Annotated in this window: 18 protein-coding genes, 1 tRNA gene and 1 pseudogene; 10 read left to right on the forward strand and 10 right to left on the reverse strand. The window is 70.3% G+C overall.

Features of this window, described 5'->3' with window-relative positions; all coding sequences use genetic code 11:
• Positions 1-411: 411 nt before the first annotated feature.
• Together OG470_RS08505 and OG470_RS08510 are read right to left on the reverse strand one after the other, a co-directional pair.
• On the reverse strand, positions 412-1041 hold the full coding sequence (locus tag OG470_RS08505) for a phosphatase PAP2 family protein (protein ID WP_328422428.1): 630 nt from the start codon (positions 1039-1041) through the stop codon (positions 412-414).
• Positions 1042-1392: 351 nt separating this feature from the next.
• Positions 1393-1857, reverse strand: coding sequence for a hypothetical protein (locus tag OG470_RS08510; RefSeq protein WP_328422430.1), 465 nt, complete (start codon positions 1855-1857; stop codon positions 1393-1395).
• 146 nt (positions 1858-2003) lie between these two features.
• Between OG470_RS08510 and OG470_RS08515 the strand changes: the two genes are divergently transcribed.
• Both OG470_RS08515 and OG470_RS08520 read left to right on the forward strand, forming a co-directional pair.
• The gene (locus OG470_RS08515; protein ID WP_328422432.1) at positions 2004-2801 is read left to right on the forward strand and encodes an SAM-dependent methyltransferase; all 798 of its coding nucleotides are present in this window, start codon (positions 2004-2006) and stop codon (positions 2799-2801) included.
• Between the two features lie 73 nt (positions 2802-2874).
• Positions 2875-4188: a low temperature requirement protein A gene (locus OG470_RS08520; protein ID WP_328422434.1), complete on the forward strand. Its 1314-nt coding sequence runs from the start codon at positions 2875-2877 to the stop codon at positions 4186-4188.
• Here the strand turns inward: OG470_RS08520 and OG470_RS08525 are convergent.
• From OG470_RS08525 to OG470_RS08535, 3 genes are all read right to left on the reverse strand, one after another.
• The gene (locus OG470_RS08525) at positions 4079-5125 is read right to left on the reverse strand and encodes a P1 family peptidase (RefSeq protein ID WP_328422437.1); all 1047 of its coding nucleotides are present in this window, start codon (positions 5123-5125) and stop codon (positions 4079-4081) included. The two genes, OG470_RS08520 and OG470_RS08525, sit on opposite strands and share 110 nt — an antisense overlap.
• A 30-nt stretch (positions 5126-5155) precedes the next feature.
• Positions 5156-6337, reverse strand: coding sequence for a low temperature requirement protein A (locus tag OG470_RS08530; protein WP_328422439.1), 1182 nt, complete (start codon positions 6335-6337; stop codon positions 5156-5158).
• 139 nt (positions 6338-6476) lie between these two features.
• On the reverse strand, positions 6477-6899 hold the full coding sequence (locus OG470_RS08535) for a VOC family protein (protein ID WP_328422440.1): 423 nt from the start codon (positions 6897-6899) through the stop codon (positions 6477-6479).
• A gap of 229 nt (positions 6900-7128) precedes the next feature.
• Here OG470_RS08535 and OG470_RS08540 point away from each other — a divergent pair, with 229 nt between their 5' ends.
• From OG470_RS08540 to OG470_RS08550, 3 genes are all read left to right on the forward strand, one after another.
• Positions 7129-7890 (forward strand): hypothetical protein, encoded by a 762-nt coding sequence (locus tag OG470_RS08540; RefSeq protein ID WP_328422442.1) that lies wholly within the window; start codon positions 7129-7131, stop codon positions 7888-7890.
• 105 nt (positions 7891-7995) lie between these two features.
• Entirely contained in the window at positions 7996-8565 is a 570-nt protein-coding gene (locus OG470_RS08545; protein ID WP_328422444.1) for an NADAR family protein, read from the forward strand.
• Positions 8562-9203 carry a hypothetical protein gene (locus OG470_RS08550; RefSeq protein ID WP_328422446.1) on the forward strand — a complete coding sequence of 214 codons (642 nt, stop codon included), beginning with the start codon at positions 8562-8564 and terminating at the stop codon, positions 9201-9203. Before OG470_RS08545 ends, OG470_RS08550 begins: the two co-directional genes overlap by 4 nt.
• Before the next feature lie 17 nt (positions 9204-9220).
• On the opposite strand, the gene argS is transcribed toward OG470_RS08550, so the two are convergent.
• The 3 genes from argS to OG470_RS08565 all read right to left on the reverse strand — a co-directional run bounded on the left by argS (position 9221) and on the right by OG470_RS08565 (position 12314).
• On the reverse strand, positions 9221-10939 hold the full coding sequence (gene argS, locus OG470_RS08555) for an arginine--tRNA ligase (RefSeq protein WP_328422448.1): 1719 nt from the start codon (positions 10937-10939) through the stop codon (positions 9221-9223).
• Between the two features lie 274 nt (positions 10940-11213).
• The gene (locus OG470_RS08560; RefSeq protein WP_328422450.1) at positions 11214-11969 is read right to left on the reverse strand and encodes a serine/threonine protein kinase; all 756 of its coding nucleotides are present in this window, start codon (positions 11967-11969) and stop codon (positions 11214-11216) included.
• Between the two features lie 123 nt (positions 11970-12092).
• Positions 12093-12314 (reverse strand): zinc finger domain-containing protein, encoded by a 222-nt coding sequence (locus OG470_RS08565; protein WP_328422452.1) that lies wholly within the window; start codon positions 12312-12314, stop codon positions 12093-12095.
• 228 nt (positions 12315-12542) lie between these two features.
• Here OG470_RS08565 and OG470_RS08570 point away from each other — a divergent pair.
• From OG470_RS08570 to OG470_RS08585, 4 genes and pseudogenes are all read left to right on the forward strand, one after another.
• A pseudogene (locus OG470_RS08570) lies at positions 12543-12629 on the forward strand (GntR family transcriptional regulator); the annotation flags it as partial.
• Positions 12630-15080: 2451 nt separating this feature from the next.
• Complete coding sequence (locus OG470_RS08575; protein ID WP_328422454.1) at positions 15081-16649, forward strand: replication initiator; 1569 nt, start codon at positions 15081-15083, stop codon at positions 16647-16649.
• Positions 16646-16843: an excisionase family DNA-binding protein gene (locus tag OG470_RS08580; protein ID WP_328422456.1), complete on the forward strand. Its 198-nt coding sequence runs from the start codon at positions 16646-16648 to the stop codon at positions 16841-16843. The genes OG470_RS08575 and OG470_RS08580 overlap by 4 nt, the downstream gene beginning before the upstream one ends.
• Positions 16843-18063 (forward strand): tyrosine-type recombinase/integrase, encoded by a 1221-nt coding sequence (locus OG470_RS08585; RefSeq protein ID WP_328422458.1) that lies wholly within the window; start codon positions 16843-16845, stop codon positions 18061-18063. Before OG470_RS08580 ends, OG470_RS08585 begins: the two co-directional genes overlap by 1 nt.
• 84 nt (positions 18064-18147) lie before the next feature.
• Here the strand turns inward: OG470_RS08585 and OG470_RS08590 are convergent.
• Positions 18148-18219, reverse strand: a tRNA-Lys gene (locus OG470_RS08590).
• A 245-nt stretch (positions 18220-18464) separates the two neighbouring features.
• On the opposite strand from OG470_RS08590, the gene OG470_RS08595 reads away from it, so the two are divergent.
• The gene (locus tag OG470_RS08595; protein WP_328422460.1) at positions 18465-19547 is read left to right on the forward strand and encodes an NAD-dependent epimerase/dehydratase family protein; all 1083 of its coding nucleotides are present in this window, start codon (positions 18465-18467) and stop codon (positions 19545-19547) included.
• 12 nt (positions 19548-19559) lie between these two features.
• Here the strand turns inward: OG470_RS08595 and OG470_RS08600 are convergent, their stop codons facing one another.
• The gene (locus OG470_RS08600; protein ID WP_328426226.1) at positions 19560-20759 is read right to left on the reverse strand and encodes a hypothetical protein; all 1200 of its coding nucleotides are present in this window, start codon (positions 20757-20759) and stop codon (positions 19560-19562) included.
• Positions 20760-20806 lie beyond the last annotated feature (47 nt).

The raw sequence follows: 20806 nt of genomic DNA on the forward strand, positions 1-20806 counted from the left end.
ACCGACGCTCCGCGTCGCCAGGCCCGCGGCGTTTCAGGCGCGGCCGGCCACTGACGCCGCGTGCTGTGGGGTGGGTGGGTGTTGTTGAGCGTGGCGCGCCACCGACGGCACCGGCCGTCGGGTGGGTGGGCGATTGAGCGCGGCCTACCGCCGATGCTCCGCTCGGCGGGTGCGCGGCGCGCGTGGCCTTACCGCTGAGGCTCCAAGCCGCCAGGACATGTTGCTTCCGGCGACCGCCCGCCGCACGGACCTCCCCGCCCGCTCGCTCGCCGCCCGCCCGCGTCCGCTGCAAGGTCGCGCTCGATCCAGGATGTAGTGGTCTCGTTCGCGGCCGAGGCCACTACAACCAGGATCGAGCACGATCTTGGCGGCGAATGGCGATGTGAGCGCGGCGGTGTGAGCCGGGTGGGGTCAGGAGCGGGGTGGACCGGCCAGGTCGGGGACCGGGCGACGGGTGCGGTCGGCCCGGCGGCGTAGAGCCTCGGCTGCCGGGCGGGCCAGCAGCGGGGTGGCCAGCACGGCGACCAGGGCGCCGAACAGCACGCCCGCGGCCACGTCGTGCGGGTAGTGCACGCCCACGAAGACCCGGGAGAAGGCGGCCAGCGCGGCCAGCGGCAGCGCGACCAGTCCGAACCGGCGGGACAGCAGCAGCGTGGTGACCGCCAGCGCACCCGCCAGAGTGGCGTGGTTGCTGGGGAACGACCAGTCGCCCGGGGGTGGGCAGGCACCCGCGATGATCGCCGAGCCAATCGTCCGGCACGGGCGATCCTCGTCCACCACCGTCTTGATCCACTCGCTGCCCGCGTACGCCAGGAGGGTCGGCACCGGCGCGACCAGGGCGAGCGCCCGGTCGCGCTGGCCGCCGGACAGGCGGCTCAGCGCGGCCATCAGCAGCAGCGCGCCGAGCAACAGGATCACCCCCTCGGTGGCGTGCCCGACGAACCACTGCACCGGTTGCGGGCTGTCGGCCGCGACGTCGACGACGTCGCGGTACCACTCGGCGCTGATCTCCGGAACGTCCACGTTGCCGGTTTCCACCATGAATCACCTCACCAAATGTTCATACCCCGTTCATCTGGGAGAAAGCGTAGAAAGCGGCACTGGGTAGCGCAGGAGACGAAGGTCGGGACCGCCTCCCGACCTTCGTCCAGTGATCACACAGTCGGCTCTGCTTGTCTGATCAGGGACGTCAATGAGGGTGTGCCGTGCGGGATACCGGGCAGCCACGTCAGCCGCGTACGAGTGCCAGCCACGGTGAGCAGTTGCGGGTCACCGGCACCACGCCGGTCACCCGGCTGATGCCGCCGCTGCCCGACCCCCGGGCTCGAGCCGCAGTCACCGCCCGGTCGCCGCCCCGCCCATCGCTCGGCCGGCTGACCCGCCACGGTCCGCTCAGGTCGGCGCGGGACCGCCGGCCATCCGCTCGCGGACGGCCTCCAGCTCTTCGAAGGCGTACGCCCAGTTGTGGCACTTGAAGCTGCGCAGGCCCTCGATCGCGGTGCGACAGTCGGCGCAGCGGACGCCGGGGATGGCATCCGGCACCTCGGTGTTGACGTACTTGTGCTCGCCGAGGATGACGGTGGCGATCATGGCCTTGTCGTGCAGGCCGGAGAGCGCCGACGAGACGATGTCGTACCAGGTGACCCGCCGGCTGCACTTCGGGCAGTCCGGCTCGTCGCCGCTGACCCAGAGCGGGGCGCCGATGCTGCGCGCCGGCATGCCGAGCAGCTTCTCCAGCCGCCGGACGTCCGATTCCGGGGTGGTCCACCGGTGCCGGCCGGGCAGCGACGCGGGTGAGTCGTACACGGCGCGGAAAAGGTCGTGGTCGACCCGCACGGTTTCCCGCTGACTGGTCATCGGCGTCGCTCCTCGATGAGTCGGTGCCCCCACCGTGGTCGGCCGTGACCAGGGGCGCAGCCGGATCAACGACACGAGGGGTCAGCGGGTCGTCGTCCCGGGTGCTAGACATCGAGATCCGACCTTGCCGTCGAAGGGACTCCCTCGTGACCGACCAGCCGGCACCCGACCCGACCGACGTCAGCGCCCGACCCAACGTCGCCCGGATGTATGACTACTTCCTGGGCGGTAGCCACAACTTCGCCGCTGACCGGGCCGCCGCCGAACGGGTGCTCGAACTCTTCCCGGAGACCGGGGTCGCCGCCCAGACCAACCGGCACTTCCTGCGCCGGGCCGTCCGGTACGCCGCCGAGCAGGGCGTCCGCCAGTTCCTCGACATCGGTGCCGGGTTGCCCACCCAGGGCACCGTGCACGAGGTGGTGCAGACGGTGGCGCCCGACGCTCGGGTGGTCTACGTCGACTACGACGAGGTGGCCGTCGCGTACGCCCGGCAGTTGCTGACCGGCGCCCCCGGGACCGCGGTCGTGCAGGGCGACCTGCGCCGGCCGGACGAGCTGCTCGCCCACCCGGACGTGCGGGGCACCCTCGACCTGGACCGCCCGGTGGCGGTGCTGCTCCTCGCGGTGCTGCACTTCGTGTCGGACGACGACGACCCGTGGGCGGCGATCGCCCGGCTGCGCGACGCCACCGCGCCCGGCAGCCACCTGGTGCTGTCCCACCTGACGCTGGACGGCATCCCGCCGGAGCTGGCCGAGCGCGGGCAGGCCGTATATCGCAACAGCAGCGCCCCGCTGGTGCCCCGCACGCACGCCGAGACGCTGCGCTTCTTCACCGGGTACGACCTGGTGGAGCCCGGTCTGGTCGAAACCACCCGGTGGCGGCCGGACGGCGAACGGGAGGCCGTGGATTCGCACGGCTATGCCGGGGTCGGCATCCGCCACTGACCCGCTTTCGCCGCCAGCGGCCAATCCGGGATGGTACGAACGGACGCAGGGCGTGCCACCGGGAGGAGCGCCGATGGTGAGCAAGCCCGAACGGCTGCTGCGCGGAAAGGACGTGCCGCTCAGCGCCTCCTTCCTCGAACTCTTCTTCGACCTGGCGGCCGTCCTCGCCCTCAGTCAGCTGGCGCAGCACTTCCTCGCCGACCTCGGCCTGGTCGGTGGGCTGCGCACCGCGCTGCTACTGGCTGCGGTCTGGTGGATCTGGGTGACCACCACCTGGCTCGCCGACTGGTACGACCCGGAGACGCCGGCGATCCGAGGGCTGCTGGTCGGCGCCACGCTGGGCAGCCTGCTTGTCGGGGTGGCGATCCCGCAGGCGCTGGATGGGCGGGGCCTGCTCTTCGCTGGCGCGTACGTCGCGGTCCACCTCGCCCGGGGCGTGGTCACCGCCCACATGCTGCGCGGTCACCCCCGGCAGAGCCGGGCGCTGCGGATCCTCAACTGGTACGCCGTCTCCGCCGTACCGTGGCTGGTCGGTGCGTTCCTGCCGGAGTGGCGGGTGCCGCTCTGGTTGCTCGCCCTCGCCATCGACCTCATCGGGCCACGACTCGGCTGGCCGACGCCGTGGCTCGGTCGTGCACGGCAGCAGGAGCTGCACCTCACGGGCGAGCACTTCGCCGAGCGGTACCAGCAGATCATGATCATCGCGCTCGGTGAACTCGTCCTGGTCGCTGGTCTCACGTACTCCGGCACCCGCCTCAGCCTCCCGGAGACCGCCGCCTTCCTGCTGGTCTTCGCCACCGCCGTGTTGATCGGTCTGCTCTATGTGACGCCCGCCGGCCAGCGCCTGGGCCCCGCCATCGAGCGCGCCGATCCGTCCCGGCTCGGCGTCACCACCAGCTACCTGCACCTGGTGATGATCGCCGGGGTGGTGGCCACCGCCGTCGGGGCCGAGGTGAGCATCGCCCACCCCACCGAGATCGGCCACACGACCGCCGTCGTGGTCATCCTGGGCGGACCCACCCTCTTCCTCGTCGGGCGGATCCTGTTCTCCGTCGCGGTCCACCGGCGGCTCTCCTGGGCGAGGGTGGTCGGCCTGTTCGCCCTTGTCCTCGCGGCGGTCCCCCTTCGACTTCCACTGGTGGCGGTCAGCGCGGTCGCCACCGGGGTGCTGATCGTGGTGGCCGTCCTGGACCAGGCCGACATCTTCACCTTCCGCCGGCCCCGACCCCGTTGGCCGGACTCTGGTACTGCCCTGCTCCCGGCATCCCCACGCTCGATCAGGCTGGCGCCGCCAGCCGGCCCGCCGCCGACAGCCGCCGGACCATCGCCGCGTGCGGAACGGCGTGACTGGTACGACCGGCCACACCAGTGGTGGTGGTTGCCGTGAAGAGGGAGTTGAGCAGCGCTTCCTCGACCGAGTCCAGGACGGCGGCGAAGACCGGGTTGATCTCCCCGTCGGGGACGGGGCGCCGGTCCGGTGGTGCGGTGCTGAACGCGATCGCGTAGTCGCCGCTGCCGTTGCTGTAGGACGCCCCGACCCGGCCCATCGCGAAGACCGCCCGCCGGGCGAGCCGTCCGAGCTGCCGGGCGTCCAGGGGTACGTCAGTGGCCACCACGATCATGCAGGAGTTGCCGGGCGGTTCGCTCCGGTCGGCGTCTGGGATCAGCTCATCGACCGGCATCGGGACGCCGAGGACGGTCAGCTCTCCACCGAAGTTGGACTGGACGAGGGCACCGACCGTCGCCGGACGGTCGGCCACCCGTACCGTCCTCGACGAGGTGCCGATGCCGCCCTTGAAGCCCAGCGTCGTGGTACCGGTGCCAGCCCCGACGCAGCCCTCCGCCGGCGGTTCGCCGGACGCCCCCGTGATCGCGGCGAGCACGTGTCCCTCGTTGATCGGGCGGCGGCGGATGTCCGAAAGGTGGCCGTCGTTGGTCTCGCCGACCAGGGGATTGAACGACAGGCCCTCGGGGCGACGGTCCATCAGGTGACTCAGCAGCGCGTCCGCCGCCCGGAAGACGGACAGCGTGGCGGTCAGGACGATCGGTGACTCCAGTACGCCGAGTTCGTCCACCTGTGTCGAGCCGACGAGCTTCCCGTGGCCGTTGCCGGAGTACACGGCGGCCGGCAGGGTCCATCGTCCCGGGCCGAGTTGGCTCGGTACGACGGCGGTGACGCCGGTGTGCAGGTCGGCGCCGTCGTCGATGGTGGTGTGGCCGACCAGGATTCCGGCGACGTCGGTGATCGCGTTGTGCGGGCCGGTCGGCAGCGGCCCGACGACGACCCCGAGGTCGCGGGCGCGGCGGCGGCTCGGCTGGTCCATGCTGCTCCTGTTGTCGTCGGATGGTTCCGGCTAGTCGGGCGGTGAGGGCGGCTCGGGTGGGCGCCCTCTCGCGTGGGCGGCATCGGAGATGGCAACCCCGGCCAGGACCGCGGTGGCGGCGAGGGTGGCCACGAGCGATGGTACGAGGAGCATGACCGGTGCCAGGGCGGCCAACGCGAGCAGCCCGATCGGTCGATCCCAGGACACCCGGGCGAAGACTGCGTACTCGAAGCGGGCACGGCCGGCCAGGAACAGCGCGGGCCCGCCGAGGATGACCGCGATCCAGGCCGGTTGAGGGTGCCCGGTCGGATGGGCGATGACGAGTTCGGCGCCGACAGCGGTCACGACGACGCCGGCCACCATGACCAGGTGGGCGTAGAACGCCGACAGGCCGAGGCGGGCCGGGTCGGTAGATCCGGCGATGGCTGCGGCCGACACTTCCCCGGCGCGGTAGATGTAGATGCGCCAGAGCAGCACGGTGGTGGCGATCGACACCAGGAATGCCGTGGTCCGGTCGGGCGCGAAGCCCTCGCCGCCGAGGGTCGAAGCGGAGACCAGGATCAACTCGCCGAGCGCGATGATGAAGAACTGCCGGTGACGCTCGGCCAGGTGCTCGGCCGCGCTCGGCAACTCGGAGGCCGGCGAGTGGCCCAGGCCGGGTATGGGGTAGCGGAGTTTGCCGGCCAGGTAGTCAAGGGCCACCGCCAGCGTCCACAGTGCCTCGCGCGCGGCGCCGTGCACGAGCGCCCCCGCGATCCACGGCACGGCAGACACGCCGAACCAGACAAGCGTCCGTACGGCGCCGCGCTGCAGTTCGTGGCCCCGCAGGGCGATCAGAAGGCCGAGGCTGCGACCAACCTGAATGGCGACGTACGCGCCCGCGAAGACGAGGCCCTGCGCGTCGAACACCTCGGGTAGCGCGACAGCCATCACCAGGCTGCCGACCAGGGTCGCGATGACCAGCGCCTGTATCGCCGGCCGCTGCGGGTCGAACCTGTCGGGGACTGTCGCCGTGCTGCACCACACCCACCACACCGCCAGCAGCAACACCATCGTGTGGAAGGCGCCGCGCCACGTGAGATCCCGGCTGAGCACCTGCGAGAGCTGGGTGAGCACGTAGACGAAGGCCAGGTCGAAGAACAGCTCCAGGAATGTTGCCCGTTGCGGATCCCCGGGCTTCCGCAGCAGCTTGCCTGCCCTACTCGCCGTCATCGACTCGCCCGTTCTATGGCTTTTGCACGTGTCGAGGCATTCGTACCATGCGGCAGTGCTGATAGGCCCGGTCTGGTCGTTGGCCGAAGGCCCTGGATGGGCGGGGTGGTTCCCTCCCGCCCATCCAGGGTGGGTGCTGCTACGCGTTGTATTCGCTGACGACGTCGACGACCCAGACGACACCGAAGCGGTCCCGCAGCATCCCGTAGGCGGGCGCCCAGCCCGCCGGGCCCAGGGGAATCACCACGCTCGCCCCGGCGGAGAGCTTCTCCCAGTAACCGGTGACCTCCTCGATCGTCTTGCCCCGCAGGGAGACGAAGAAGGAGTTCTCTCCCTGGTCGTAGGCCATCCTGGAGGGCACGTCGTACGCCATGACGTGAAAACCGTTCTCGGCGAGCACCTGGCCCCACATGACCTGGTCGGCCTCGGACTCCTCCTGGACGTTGCCGGCGTCCTTGTAGGTGACGAGGGCGAGGTGGCCGTCGAACACGGACTGGTAGAACTCCAGCGCCGCGCGGGCGTCACCCCGGAAGTTCAGGTGGGTCGTGGTCGTGACGGACATGATGAGCTCCTTGCGCGTTCGGGTGGATGTCTGACGCTCGACAACCCTCACAGCGGAAGCGGCCAGGATGTGTCCTCTTCTGGGGGCAGAATGAGAAACATGCCGGGGTGCTGTTGCCGTCGGCTCCCTTCCGAGACATTTCTGTCGCGGGCCTTGTGGGCGGCGCGGCTTGTCCGGCGCGGGCATACTCACGCTCGTGGATCGCAGGAAACAGCAGATAGCGTCCGGCGTGGTGGTGCTCCTGGTTGTGGCGCTGGTGGGCGGCGCGTCGTGGGCGTTCCTCAACAAACTGGGGGGCCGGCTCGCGGACAAGATCGGCACTTCCGTTGACCTTCGGGAGAGCTCGGTCCACAAGAGCGCGGTGGCCGATGCTGCGGAGAAGGTCGACAGAGTCCTTTTCCGGTTCGAGTACGACCACCTCTACCAGGCTGACAAGTACGTGCACTCCGCAGGCCAGCACCCCGACGTCAAGGTCCTCGCGGTCAGCGGCGAGACGCACTGGCAGACCGGCGTGAGCCTGGTGCTCCAGGTGGTCGGTCATGGTGTGGAGATCGGCGCGGACGGCTCAGTGATCAAAGAACGCGACGAGCAGATCTGCTTTCGTATCCAGCTCGGCCCGGAGGACGACACCCGCGACGACGACATCGCCTGCCCGACGGAAGCTGCGGTACCGGTCACCAAGGACCCGTCGCTCGACGGCGTCGATGACCGTCTGAAGCACGCCCTCCAGTCCGCCGGCTTGAACGAAGCCGCCGTCCGCGCGGCGATCGTCGGCCTGCAGCTCGACCCGGCGATTCGCCAGGGCGTCGCCGCGCGGGACGGCACGGTTGGCGTCGCCTTGCGAGCCTCGCAGTACGACTGCATCCTGGCCCGCGTCACCTCGAAGGGAGCGGAGCTTTGGCGGCCCTCGCACACCCAGCTAGCCCCAGGCGAGATGAGCTGCACCGCCGAGGTCGCCTTGAGCAGCACTTTCGGGAAGCACCCGCACTGACGCAGAACCCAGGTCGGTGCGTGGCAAACTGACCGCGAATCGTAGCCGCGCACGGTGGACAAACCCGATGGTGCGTGACCACGCGGGTCTGGCACCCTGCTGGACGTGCCCGAGACCGCCTCCCCGCCGCGCAGCCTGTCCGAGCTGCGGGCGCTCATTGCCGCGGGCGGGCGCGTCAAGTACCTGTTCTTCTGGGGGCACCACCCCCAACCGGACGGCAGCATCGGATCGGGGTGCCTGAGCCAATGGTGGCCGGCCCCATTCATCGTGGACGGGATCCGGTACGCCACGGCTGAGCACTACATGATGGTCGGGAAGGCCCGCCTGTTCGGCGACGAGGCGATCGCCGCGCAGATGTTGACGGTGCCGCACCCGGGCGCGGTCAAGGCCCTGGGTCGGCAGGTCCGGGACTTCGACCAGGCCATCTGGGACAGGCATTGCTTCGACCTGGTCGTCGCCGCCAACATGGCGAAGTTCAGCCAGCACCCCGACCTCGGGCAGTACCTGTCGCGTACGAGCAACCGGGTACTGGTGGAAGCCAGCCCGGTGGATCGAGTCTGGGGCATCGGCCTGGCCGCCACGGACCCACGCGCGCACGATCCCGCCCAATGGCGTGGCCGCAACCTTCTCGGGTTCGCGCTGATGAACGCCCGCGCACAGTTCATCAACGGATGAACCTCAAGATCCGCACATATCAGGCACTGCTCGGTGCCGAACCGTACCGCGTCATCCGCCCAGCTACCTCAGTGACCGGCGCAGTGCTGAGCGACAACAACCCCTGGTTCGTTCTGGAGCTCAACGCCGATGCCGCGTTCACCATCGCGGGCCTGTGGATGCTGGCAGCCCGATCACGCCACACGCTCATCCATCTACCGCTGCGGGGCAACACGCCTGCGGAAAGATCTCTGCCCACCGTCACCGGTGAGCTCGACCTCGTACTGAGCCACCACCTCCTGCAATTTGCTCCGCACGAGTGGAAGCGCCTACGCCCCCGACTGGGAGTCGGGGCACCGCACACCATCTCCTGGAATCCGAACGACGTCCCCACGTGGGACGAGGTGCACGAGATAAACCGCCAAGCCCATCAGCGTTCCTCCCGCAGCGACAGGTTCCACCAACGCCTCCACAGCCACACCCTGTTCCTGGCCGGCAACGCGGTCGCGTACAGGCGCACGGCCCGGTACCTCCTCGACATGGCCCTCTGGCGCCCCGATTTCCGCCAGCCCGGCACTTACCACTCTTCGACACTGCACCCCGCGGACGGGCATTTCGCCACCACCTGCCAAGGCCTCTACCTCATCAGGCAGCGGTAGCGGCCACGCGATTCCGATTACATCCGTTCGGGAGTCCGGATGCCGAGCAGATACAACCCCTGCCGAAGCACCCGCGCGGTCAGGTCGCAGAGCACCAGCCGGCTTTCCCGGACCGGTCCGTAGGCCCGCAGCACCGGGCACCGCTCGTAGAACGCGCTGAACGCAGCGGCCAGCCGGTACAGGTACCCGGCCAGGTGGTGGAACTCCAGGTTCTCCGCCACCTCGCCGACCACCCTGCCGAAGCCGACCAGCTCGAAGGCGAGCGTGCGCTCGGCCGGCTCGGCCAGCGAAATCTCCGCCTCCGGCTGGGCCGCCACGCCGGCCCGCCGGAAGATCGACCGGATCCGGGAGTACGCGTACTGCAGGTAGGGCGAGGTGTTGCCGTCCAGCGAGAGCATTCGTTCCCAGTCGAGCACGTAGTCCTTGTGCCGGTCGCTGGACAGGTCGGCGTACTTGATCGCGCCGATGCCTACCGCCCGACCCACCTCGGCCGCCTCCGCCTCGCCCAGGTCTGGGTTCCGCTCCCGGGCCAGCGCGGTGGCCCGGGCGATCGCCTCCTCCAGCAGCCCGACCAGCTTCACCGACCCGCCAGCCCGGCTGCGCAGCATCCGCCCGTCCGGCCCGAGGATCGAGCCGAACCCGACGTGCTCGGCCCGGGCCGGCGAAGCCAGCCAGTCGGCCTGCGCGGCGGCGGCGTACACCATCTCGAAGTGCCGCCGCTGCGGCAGCCCGACCACGTAGAGCAGCCGGGTCGCGCCCAGCGTGCCGGTCCGATGCCGGATCGCCGCCAGGTCGGTCGCCGGGTAGCCGTACCCGCCGTCGGACTTGCGCACGATCAGCGGCAGCGGCTCGCCGTCCCGCCCGACCGAGCCGGGCGGAAACACGCAGACCGCGCCGTCGCTCTCCCGCAGCAGACCGAGCCGGTCCAACTCCTCGACCACCGGACCGAGCAGGTCGTTGTAGCTGCTCTCGCCGTGGAAGTCCCGCTCGGTGAGGGTGACGTCGAGCAGGTCGTACACCGTCAGGAAGTACCGCTCGGACTGCTCCACCAGAAGCCGCCACAGCCGCAGCGGCGCCGCATCGCCGCCCTGCAAGGCCACCACCCGCAGCCGAGACCGCTCGCGGAACGCCTCGTCGGCGTCGAACTTGACCCGGGCCGCCTTGTAGAACGAGTCCAGGTCGCCCATGGAGAGTTCCTGCGTGGCTTCGGCCTCGCCCAGGTCGACCAGGTGCTCGATCAGCATGCCGAACGGCGTGCCCCAGTCGCCGAGGTGGTTGGCCCGCAGCACCTGGTGCCCCAGCCACTCCAGTAGCCGGGCCGCCGCGTCGCCGATCACCGTCGAGCGCAGGTGCCCGACGTGCATCTCCTTTGCCACGTTCGGTGCCGAGTAGTCGACCACCACAGTCTCCGACTCGGCGACCACCGGCACACCGAGCCGCGGGTCGGTGGCCAGCGCAGAGAGCAGGCCGGCCAAGGCACTGTCGGCGATTGTCAGGTTGAGGAAGCCTGGCCCGGAGACCTCCGCCGTGCTGCACAGGTCGGTCAGGTCCGCGCGGTCCAGCACCTCGGCGGCGATGGCGCGCGGCGGCCGGCCGAGCCGCCGCGCCAGTGCCAGCGCCGCGTCGGACTGGAAGTCCGCGTGCTGGGAGCGCCGTACGACCGGGTCCACCGACACGCCGGCCACCGTCGCGAACGCCGGCGCCAGCCGGTCAGTCAGCAGTTTCTCCAGATCCATTGGGTACGCCGATCTCGCTCGGATCCGCCACGCGGATCACCGGATGAGGATGCGGGCGGACCGAGGACGATCGAGGGTGACCGGCGGCTCGATCCGCCGGTCGCAGGAGAGGAACACTCAGCGCAGGCGGTCGCGGGACCGCCGGCGTCGCAGCGCGCCGAACATGACGTCGGAGGACGCCGTCGGAATTGCCTGCGAGCTGGTCACGGCAGCAGCCTAACCGGCCGACCGGAGGGCTGCGCAACGGCATTGTCCAGGCCCACCAGTGCCCGTCTCACGTCGTGAGCGTGGCTCGCCACGCGGTGACCAACTCCACCACGTCGGAAGGTCGGTCTCCGGGTGTCGGTCGGGTGGCGTGGGTCGCGAGCCGGCCTTGGGCCGGGGAGCCTCGCCAGCCGTGTGGGGAGTCGAGCAGGTGCTGGATGGTGCGGCCAAGGGTGTACACCGTGGTCCGCTGGTCGATGACGGCACCGTGGACGAACTCCTCCGGTGCCATGTAGCGGCGGGATCCGGGGAGGCGGTCGGCCTTGAGGACAAAGGGGCCGGGCCGGTACTCGTCCAGGTCGATCAGCCACATCTGCCGACTGTCGAAGTCGTAGAGGAAACAGCCGTCGTACAGATCGACCGCGACGTGGCCGGCCGCCGCGATGGCCACGTGCGCGTCGAGGATCGTGGTGACAGCTGCCTCGACGTCCGGTAGGGGCAACTGCTGGAACCGGGCCAGTGCGGCCCGGTCCGAGCCGTGCGTGGTGGCGTGGTTGAGAACCGTGCCGTCGTGCCATGGGTAGACCAGCACTGGCCCGACCGGGCCATCGAGAACCTGCTCGGGGCGGATGATCGCTGGGTGCCGGACCGCGGTGTGAAACTGCGTGGCCCGGATCAGCGACAGGCGGGCCTGCACGGCGATGGCCTTCTTGACGAACCAGCGGCGCCCGGCATCCTCGACGCCGTACGACAGGCATCCCGAGTCTTGGTCGCTGAAGACTGCGAACGCGGACGCGAGCGGCGGGTAGGCGTTATCCCTCACCACGGGATGAAGTCTTCCACGCCGTACTGGGGCGCTGACGGGGCAGGAAGTCTCGTACGACTTCCCGGACGAACCCACTGCCCACTCGATGGTCGACCGGATGGTGGCCAGCTACTTCTCCGCGTTCTACTCCCTGGTGCGCTCCGGATGCATACCGCCGACCATGTCGTGCCCCGGCACCCGGATGCAGCTCGCCCCCGGCTCTGCACCGCACACCGGGCAGGCCCGCCAATCCTCGATCGAGCCCGGATCGTGCCCCAGTTCACGAGCCATGCGGCTGATCTCCACCGCCGCCTGGTGCAGACTGTCGTCCCGATGCCGGATGGCGGCCCGATGGACGTCGCGCACCGCATTTTCGCACGCTCCTCCATGGGCTCGGACATGGCAGCGTCGTTCCCGGGGGGCGCGACCTGAAACCGACCTAGCTGCCGGGCGGGTAGCGCTCAGCGACGGGTGTCTGCCCGGACGTGCACACCGCACCACGGCGGCAGGTCGGCTGCCTACACTCTGGCTACCTAAGAAAGACCGACCGCGCGGGGTGGTAGGGGCAGCTCGTCCGGCAGGCCGACGGCAAGCGTCCGCGCCTCCATGCTTCTGCTCAAAGCCGAGGGCTTGATCGACGGGCAGCAGGGCAAAGGCGTCTACGTCGCCAACCCGCTTCCCCCCGATAGGCCCCGGTGCATTCGCCGAGTTAGGACGCCTCGCTTACAAGGTCTGGGCGCGTCGTCCGGCCGGGTCCGTCCGCGTCTGCGACCTCGGGCGACTGTCCGCGTCCGGCCACTGCCGGCTGTCCTCGTCCCGGCCGGTTGCTGTCGCCGTTGCTGTCGACAGCTACCTCCGCTGCGACCCGGTCGGCTGGGACAGGCACGCCCGCAGTTCGTCCGACTCCCGTTCATCGACTGGTGCCGCTACCCTTTAGGCGTGGCCGGGATTCGCCTCGCGTGGCTCGCTGTGCCCTTGCTGGTCGTTCTTGTGCTGGTCGTCGTCGTGGCACGGGGGCGTCGACGCAGGGCGGCGTCCCTGGCGGACAGCAGGCAAATGGAGCTAGCTACTGCCCGCAAGGCGATCCGCCAGAGCGCCCGCGAAAGCCGCCGGCGTCGCCCCGGCAGTCTTCGAGGTAAAGGCGGCGGTGGTAACGAGGGCCAGGCTCTCGACGCCGGCGTGACAAGTGAGTCCGGCGGTATGCCATAGTTCGCTGGGTCGTCTGTGCGCCTGCTGCCGGATGCGCCCGGCCAGCCCGCCGCCCGTGACCCCGGTGCCGCTTGCACCCGCGCCCAAACTGACCGGCCAGGGGTCGGTGAGTTGAAGCGGAACTAAGAGCCGCTATCCCGCAACCAGCGGAAACGATGCTCGACGCCTGCTCATGCGGCGTCTCACGCTTCCATGGTTCGGCACTGGTTGACGACGTTTCACAGTGTCTTGTGCCCCCAGAGTGCCCCAGCGCACTCCCGCCAGCCCCGACAGGCATTGAACAGGCTGAGTAACATGAGTCCCGTGAGCGCCAAGCGACTGACTCCTCGGTCCGAAACCCGCCTACCCAGGCGGGGCAAGCCCTGGGAGTCAAGTTGCTTGAAGTCGGTTCGTCGATCGCTGGTGGCGCCGCGCCGTGGGCCCTTGCCGCCCTGGTCGTCGCTCCATGCGCCCGACTGCTGTTGATCTGGATCATCTCGCTGTGGTCCTTGAGGGCTGACGAGGTCGGGCGGGATTACGCGCTCCGTCTCCTCAAGCTGCTCCTCGCTAGCCGGGTCGGAACTGCCACTCGGAGCAGACGACAGCGTGATGGTGCCTAGCGGCTGCTCCACCCCCGGGACCCTGCCTGAGCGCACCAACAGTTCACCAACTACAGGTAAGACAGTCCCCAAGCCCCAGGCAGTCGCCTCCCTCATGGCCAGCTACCTGGGCAAACCCCGTCGCCAAGGGTCGACGGTGGTTGTCGTTGTGCAGCCCTTGACGGCCTGGCGACGGCCTAGAAGCAAGACAGACCCGTTCCTCTGTCCCGGAGGTTGGCGATGCCAGAGCTGCCGGATTTGCTGCTTCCTTCACTTCCCGTCCTTGGGACGTTGCTTGGAGTTGCGCTCGGAGCTTGGTGGCAGGGCCGCAGTTCGCTGAAGCTGCTTCGCGAGCAGTCCAGGGAGACATGGTCTACGCGAAGACACCAAGTGCGACACGAGCAGTCCATGCGGCTGTTCGACGACAGGCGCGTGGCATACCTCCAATCCCGCGTAACCACCCACGGACCGCAACCCGCCGACGGGTCTTCAACCATCTCGGAGCCCGAGCGCCCCCGCCGGAGGCGTAGTAACCGCAACCCCGCCACCGGCCGCCAGCTCGCCGACGCGGCCGGCGTGCGCTCCCCTACGCCGCGCGGGCTCGTGGCCGCGCGACCCGGCCGGCTGCCGGCCCACCACCACCCGGGTCAACCGCCTGTCGTTCTGCGGCGGCCCCCTTGGGCTTCCCGCTTCCGCGCCAGCCGCCGGGCGTGTTGCGTGTCCGGAGTCGGAGCGCCAGCGGAGCGACGGACGCGCGCCCAGGCGGCGGCGCGTGCGGTCCGTTCAGGGCCGCCTTGATAGACGTACAGAAAGTCCTCCCACATCGGCCGGCAGCCGGCGGCCCGCCTCCGGTGACATCACGGCGGGTTGACGTGTCGGCACCCGGTGCTACTCTGGCGCTCGTCGAGCACGCCAGCGCGGCCTTCTTGCCGGATCGCTGGACTCGATGTTGGAGATGCCGAGCGGCCTTTCTACCGCTGATGCGGGACACGTCCCGCCGGCTCTCAATCGCACCGGCCGCTGTGCCGGCTCCCCGAATTCGCTGAGCGGCCCAGTACGGCCTTCCCTGCCGTCCACGATGGCCCGAATTCGCTCCCAGCTCCACGGGTGGGGGCAGCCTCCGGCAACCCCCCGGATGCCGGCATTCCAGGCTCCCCACCCGTGCCACCCTCACTCATCAGGTCCACGAGCGCAAAGGACACCGCCCATCGGCGGAACGAATCCGCCCTCCGGCGTGAGCCGCCCTTCCGGCGGTGCCAGGAGACACGACGATCACCACCAGCGGACAGACGTCCACGGCTGGTGGTGCTTCGTCTTCCGTCCCTGCCACCCCGTGAGGAGAGCCGTGTCCACACCCCTCGACCTGTTCCGTCCCGGCGTTGCCAGCGGCCGTGACGCCCAAGCCTTGCACCGTGCCGCCACGCCTGAGTTTTCCGGCTGGCTGGAGCACACCCGCACCGCCGGCGGCTGCGCCCGCCCTGTTCGCCTCACCGGCACGATCGCCGCTGTCGAGCGGCAGACCGGCCGGGTCCTGGGCGAGCAGCACACCGACGAGCTGCCCGACGGGGCGCTCTACAAGGCGTGCGGCAACCGCCGCGAATCACAGTGCCCAGACTGCGCCTGGGTCTACGCCGGTGACGCCTACCAAGTCGTGCGCTGCGGCTTGACTGGCGGCAAGGGCGTCCCTGCCTCGGTAGGCAGACACCCGGTCGTCTTCGCCACCTTCACCGCACCATCCTTCGGCGTGGTCCACCACCGGTACATCCCGCGTCACACCTGCGCTACCCGGCAGCGCTGCGACTGCCGCCCGGCTCCCTGCCGTGCCCGCCACACCGCCGGCACCTGCCAGCACGGACAGCCCGCAGCGTGCTTCGCCCGTCACGACGCCGACGATCCGCGGCTCGGACAGCCGTTGTGCCTGGACTGCTACGACCACGGACACCAGGTCGTCTGGAACTACCTCTCGGGCGAGCTGTGGCGGCGCACCAAGCAGGCCATCGAACGGCACCTCGCCGCGCTCTGCCGGCGACGCGGCATCCCCTTCGTCCAAGTCGTCACCGACTCCGGCAAGGTGCGACGGGTGCCGCCGGTTCGGGTGTCGCACGGGAAGGTCGCCGAGATGCAGCGCCGGGCAGCCGTGCACTTCCACGTCCTGCTGCGCCTCGACGGCGTCGCCCCCGACGACCCAGGCGCGCTCGTGCCGCCGCCGGCCGGCATCACCGTCGACGACCTGGAGGAAGCCGTCCGCGTCGCAGCCTCCCGGATGACCCTCACCACACCCGCACACCCCGACCGGCCGCAAGGCTGGCTGGTGGCCTGGGGCGAGCAGGTCGACGTCCGCCGAATCAACAGCGCCGGCGGCGAGCCAACCGACGGCAAGGTGGCCGCCTACCTGGCCAAGTACGCCACCAAGGCGACCGAAGCCACTGGCCACCAGTCCACCCGACTCACCCCCGCCACCGTTGACGACTACGCCGACTCGGAAGGTGACCATCTCGCCCGCCTCATCGACGCCTGCTGGCACCTCGGACGGCCCGCCGGCACCGACACCACCAGCGGCGCCGCAACAGCCGGCGACGGTCAAGGCAGCCTTGACGCCAAACCGAACTTCTACGCCGGGCTGCGCCGCTGGTCGCACATGCTCGGTTTTGGCGGCCACTTCCTCACCAAGGCCCGCCGCTATTCCGTCACCTTCGGCCTGCTCCGCGACACCCGCGCCACCTACCGCCGCACCGAGGACGACGACACCACCGACACCATCACCGTCGGCACCCTCACCTACATCGGGGCCGGCTGGCTTACCGAAGGCGACGCACTCCTCGCCAACACCGCCGCCCGGCAGCGACGGGAGCGCACACGCATCGGTCGGGAAGAACTCGCGCACGAAGCCTGGCTCACCGGGGCCGCCGCATGAGCCGTGATTTCACCCCGCGCTGGTACTCGCCCGCTGAGGTCGCCGTCCTGCTCGGCTTCGGCATATCCAAGGTCAAGATGAAGATCGCTACCGGCGAGCTGCGCTCCATCAAGGACGGCAAGTACCGCCGCATCCTCCCCGAATGGGTCGACGACTACATCCGCGAACAGGTCGAACGTCAGGAGGCAGCCTGATGCCGGGACGTGCACGCGCCAACGGTGAAGGCTCGATCTTCGCGTACCGCAACGGCTTCGCCGCGTACGTCTGGGTCGAGAAGCCCGACGGCAAGCGGGGCCGGAAGTGGGTCTACGGCAAGACTCGAGAGGAGGTCCACGACAAGTGGATCAAGCTGCATGGGCAGGCCAAGGCTGGCCCGGTGGCGACCCGCTCTCCGACGGTGGGGGAGTACGCCGGCTACTGGCTGCGCGAGATCGTCAGACCGAACCTGGCCCCCGGCAGCTACGTCACCTACGAGGTGGTGGTCCGGCTTTACCTCGTACCGGGGCTGGGCCGGAAGCGCCTCGACAAGCTGCGGGTCAGCGACGTTCAGACGTGGATTAACGAGGTCGGGCGGACCTGCCAGTGCTGCGCCCAGGGGAAAGACGAGCGGCGGAAGCCCGCCCAACGTCGCTGCTGTGCCCTTGGTCGCTGCTGCCGGGATCTGCCCTCGGCGACCAGCGTCACCCACCTGCGGACCGTGCTCCGGACGCTCCTGTCCCAGGCGATCACCGAAGGGCTGATCAGCCGCAACGTCGCGTCCCTGGTGAAGCTGCCACCGGTACGGAAGCGCAAGCGGAAGGCGTGGGCGAGTGACGAGGCCCGGCGCTTCCTGGAGTCCGCCCGCGCCGACGATGACCCTCTCTACGCCGCGTACGTCCTGGTCCTGGTGCTCGGGCTGCGCAAGGGCGAGATGTTGGGGCTCACCTGGGCTGACGTCGACCTCGACGCGGGTGAGTTGACCATCGATCGGCAGCTCCAGCGAGTCGGTGCCGAACTGCTGCACCGGGAGACGAAGACGGCAGCCTCGGACGCCACTCTGCCGCTGCCGGACATCTGCACCGTGGCGCTCGACCGCCGCCGCGCCGCGCAGACCGCCGCCCGGGACACTGCCGGACCCGCATGGCAGCCGTCGGAACTCGTCTTCACCACCCGCTACGGCCGGCCGGTTGAGCCGCGCAACTTCAACCGCTTCTGGGACCGGCGCTGCGACGCGGCGGGAGTCCGGCGCATCACCGTGCGGGACGCCCGGCGGACCTGTGCCTCGCTCCTGGCTGACCTGGACGTGCATCCCTGGGTTGCGATGCAGATCCTTCGGCACGCTCAGTTCGCCATCACCATGGAGATCTACACGGTGGTTTCCTCGGCGGCCACCCGCGACGCCCTCAAGCGGCTCGGCAGCGCGCTGGACCGGTGAGGCGCTACTGCTGTACTTCGCTGCTGTACCGGCCGGAATTACGGCAACAGCGGCCCCGCAAAGGGCCGCTGACCTGCGGATAAGTGGGCCGCCAGGGACTCGAACCCTGAACCTATGGATTAAAAGTCCACAGCTCTGCCATTGAGCTAGCGGCCCGCGCGCTCAGGTTACCCGACGGTGAGCGCCAACGACTCTCGGCTTCCGGCCGGCCGTCGATGTCTACGGCTGGCTGATGCTCGCCGCACCTGATCATCACCAGATCGGCGACCCGGCGGTGTCCGACGCGCTGGATGGCCCTTTGTCGGGGATGTGGAGTGGATCAAGCCGCGCCGCGCCGGGCCGCGCCGGCGCCGCGCCGCGGTGGGTGGTTGGCGGGCGGCTGGGTGGGTACGGGGTCGGACATGCGGATCGTGGTGGTGGGGGCGAGCGGCAACGTCGGTACTGCGCTGCTGCGCCGGCTGGGCCGGGAGCAGGGCGTGGAGTTGGTCGGGGTGGCCCGGCGGCTGCCCGTGCCGGGGGCCGGCGAGCCGTACGACCAGGTGGAGTGGCACTCCTGCGATATCGGCGCGCCGGGCGCGGCCGGAAAACTCGGCGAGGTGTTCGCCGGTGCGGACGCTGTGGTGCACCTGGCCTGGCAGATCCAGCCCAGCCACGACCCGCGGGTGCTGCGCCGGACCAACGTCGACGGCAGCCGGGCGGTGTTCGACGCGCTGGTCCGGGCCGGCGTGCCGGCGCTGGTGTACGCCTCATCGGTCGGCGCCTACGCGCCCGGCCCGAAGGACCACCCGGTCAGCGAGCGTTGGCCGGCCACCGGGGTGCCCGGCTCGTCGTACAGCGAGCACAAGGCGGAGGTGGAGGCGCTGCTGGACGGGATCGAGCAGGACCACCCGACGCTCCGGGTGGTGCGGCTACGGCCCGGGCTGATCTTCCAGCGGGACGCCGGCGTGGAGATCACCCGCTACTTCCTCGGCCCGCTGGCGCCGGTGCGGCTGCTGCGCTTCGGCCGGATCCCGCTGGTGCCCACCAACCGCCGGCTGCGGATGCAGGCGGTGCACGCCGACGACGTGGCCGGCGCGTACACCCGGGCGGTGTTGGGTGACGCGCGCGGCGCCTTCAACGTCGCCGCGGACCCGGTGCTGACTCCGGAGCTGGTGGCTCGGCACTTCCACGGCTGGACGGTGCCGGTCGCCGCGCCGGTGCTGCGTGCGGCGGCGGCGTTGACCTGGCGGGCGCGGCTGCAGCCGGTCGACGCGGGCTGGGTGGAGCTGGGCCTGAACGCGCCGCTGATGTCCAGCGAGCGGGCGGAGGCCGAGCTGGGCTGGCAGCCCAAGATCGACGCGCTGACCGCGCTCAAGGAACTGTTCGCCGGGATGGCCGACGGTGGCCACACCGGCAGCCCGCCGATGTCCGGGGCGTCGGACCTCCCCGGCCGCCCGGCCGGCCTGCTCCGCGCCCGGACGGCCGGACAGGGCAACCCCTACTGAGGTACGCCGGGGTCAGCTCAGTTTGGAGCCGCTGACGGTGGGGTTGCGGGCGCCGAGGAAGAAGATGCCGGGGAAGCCGCGGGTCTCGAACTTGCCGCTCGGGTTGCGGCGCAGGGTGGACTTCTCGATCGCCATGGTGCCGGTGCGGTTGTTGCTGCCGAAGAAGATCGCGCCGCCACCCTCGTTGGCCTTGTTGTTCTCGATGATGGTGCCGGCGATCCGCACGGTGAACTCGTTGCCGTCGCAGTAGATCGCGCCGCCGCTGCCGCCGCCGGGCGTACCGGACTTGGCCGGGTTGGCGCCGCTGCCGATCGCCTCGTTGTGGCTGAGCACGCTGTTCAGCACCACCCAGGAGACACCGATGCTGCTCAGCGCGCCCCCGTTGGAGCAGGAGCCGCCCTGGCCGGCGGTGCCGCCGAAGGTGCTGCCGACCACGTACACCGGCTTGTTCTCGTACTGGCTGAGCACCCGGATGGCCGCGCCACCCAGGTCCGGGCCGGTGCGGTCGCAGCGGTTGCGGACGAAGCGGGAGTTGACCACCTTGAACCGCCCGCCGCGTACGAAGATCGCCCCACCGCCGCCGCCCTCGACCTTGTCCCCGGTGGAGTTGCCGTCGGCGAAGGTCAGGTTCTGCACGGTGAGCTGCGGGTGGTCCTGGTTCTGGCAGTGCGTGGTGGTCCAGCCCTGGGCGCTGTCGCAGGTGTTCATGTAGAGGATGCGGCGCTTCCCCTGCCCGCTGAGCGTGACCTTGCCGCCGCCGTCCAGCACCACCTTCGGCCCGTTGGCGTTGCGGACCTTCGCGGTGGCGGCCATCTTGATCGTCACCGGGGCCGGTCCACAGTCGAAGGTGATGACGCCGCCGGCGGCGACGGCCTTCACCACCGCTGCGGAGGTGCAGCTCGCCGGGGTTCCGGTGCCGATGGTCCGGGTCGGCTTCGAGGTGTCGACCGCCCGCCCCTCGGCCGGCACGGTGGCGTTGCCGTTCGGGTTGCCGGCCGCGAGCGCCTTGGTGGCGGGCTTCGGGCTCGCGCTGGCCCCGGGGCCGCCGAGGCCGTCCCGGCCCGCCGGCGCGACGCCCTGCTCGCCGGTCGACAGCGCCGCCGGCTGGGCCGACGAGTCGGGCGGCGAGACCGGTGCCGGGTCGTTGGGTGCGCAGGCGGGCAGGGTCGCGGTGGCGACACCGAGGACGAGCAGGGCGGCAAGCGACGTCATGCGCACCCCGTGATGCTAGGAGCCGGGACGGCGTCCGGCGAATTCGC

This window comes from Micromonospora sp. NBC_00389 (genome assembly GCF_036059255.1).
Lineage (GTDB): Bacteria > Actinomycetota > Actinomycetes > Mycobacteriales > Micromonosporaceae > Micromonospora.

Bases quoted from the DNA above. Each gene is read 5' to 3' on its own strand.
- OG470_RS08505 (WP_328422428.1), bottom strand. From the start codon at position 1,041: ATGGTGGAAACCGGCAACGTGGACGTTCCGGAGATCAGCGCCGAGTGG.
- OG470_RS08510 (WP_328422430.1), bottom strand. From the start codon at position 1,857: ATGACCAGTCAGCGGGAAACCGTGCGGGTCGACCACGACCTTTTCCGC.
- OG470_RS08520 (WP_328422434.1), top strand. From the start codon at position 2,875: ATGGTGAGCAAGCCCGAACGGCTGCTGCGCGGAAAGGACGTGCCGCTC.
- OG470_RS08525 (WP_328422437.1), bottom strand. From the start codon at position 5,125: ATGGACCAGCCGAGCCGCCGCCGCGCCCGCGACCTCGGGGTCGTCGTC.
- OG470_RS08530 (WP_328422439.1), bottom strand. From the start codon at position 6,337: ATGACGGCGAGTAGGGCAGGCAAGCTGCTGCGGAAGCCCGGGGATCCG.
- OG470_RS08535 (WP_328422440.1), bottom strand. From the start codon at position 6,899: ATGTCCGTCACGACCACGACCCACCTGAACTTCCGGGGTGACGCCCGC.
- OG470_RS08550 (WP_328422446.1), top strand. From the start codon at position 8,562: ATGAACCTCAAGATCCGCACATATCAGGCACTGCTCGGTGCCGAACCG.
- argS (WP_328422448.1), bottom strand. From the start codon at position 10,939: ATGGATCTGGAGAAACTGCTGACTGACCGGCTGGCGCCGGCGTTCGCG.
- OG470_RS08580 (WP_328422456.1), top strand. From the start codon at position 16,646: ATGAGCCGTGATTTCACCCCGCGCTGGTACTCGCCCGCTGAGGTCGCC.
- OG470_RS08585 (WP_328422458.1), top strand. From the start codon at position 16,843: ATGCCGGGACGTGCACGCGCCAACGGTGAAGGCTCGATCTTCGCGTAC.
- OG470_RS08595 (WP_328422460.1), top strand. From the start codon at position 18,465: ATGCGGATCGTGGTGGTGGGGGCGAGCGGCAACGTCGGTACTGCGCTG.
- OG470_RS08600 (WP_328426226.1), bottom strand. From the start codon at position 20,759: ATGACGTCGCTTGCCGCCCTGCTCGTCCTCGGTGTCGCCACCGCGACC.